Genomic DNA, 621 nt, shown 5'->3' on the forward strand with positions numbered 1-621 from the left:
CTCATGGTTTTCGTGAATACAAAAAAGTGTAACAGGAAGCTTGGAAAGAATATATTTTAACCGTCCGTCGCTTTCGTTACCGTAATAATTTATTCCGGCGTCGCCAAGTATAACGATAACGTCCTCAGCCGTCGTATCGGCTAACCTGCAAAACTCCTTTATTCTCTTAAAATCTCCGTGCGTATCTCCGGTTATATATCATCCGTCATCCCTCCTGATTACACAGTATATCACCGGAATCTGGCAAAGTCAACTAAATCACGCAAGCTTTTTCGCTACGAACTGACCCGCCCTTACGGCGGTATTCACAGTGTGGGAAACGCTCGTCATATTGACTCTTACGCTTGTATCCAGTCCGAAATGCTGAGCGATCCTCGGAACCTCGTTTGCCGAAAGCATTATTCCAAGTCCTAAAAGCCTGTTGGTCTGCCATGTAAGAAGTCCCAAAAACAGCAGACTTGTCTGTAAAAACGCAGTCAGACACAAAGCGAAAATCTGCTTGCACCAGCTGCTGAAGCCGTCCGAGTATCCTCTGGGAACGGAAAACATATACAGACTTCCCACGGCAATCTGACACAGCAGTATTCCGCCTCTTTTTATATTGGCAAAAAACAGCTTTAG

Annotated in this window: 1 protein-coding gene; it reads right to left on the reverse strand. The window is 45.1% G+C overall.

Features of this window, described 5'->3' with window-relative positions; translation table 11 throughout:
* Positions 1-258: 258 nt before the first annotated feature.
* Positions 259-621, reverse strand: a 363-nt coding sequence (locus ACYQ0N_RS15375; protein WP_460163190.1) for a conjugal transfer protein TrbL family protein, incomplete at its 5' end; no start/stop codon positions are given.

The sequence above is a fragment of the Ruminococcus sporogenes genome, from assembly GCF_054655175.1.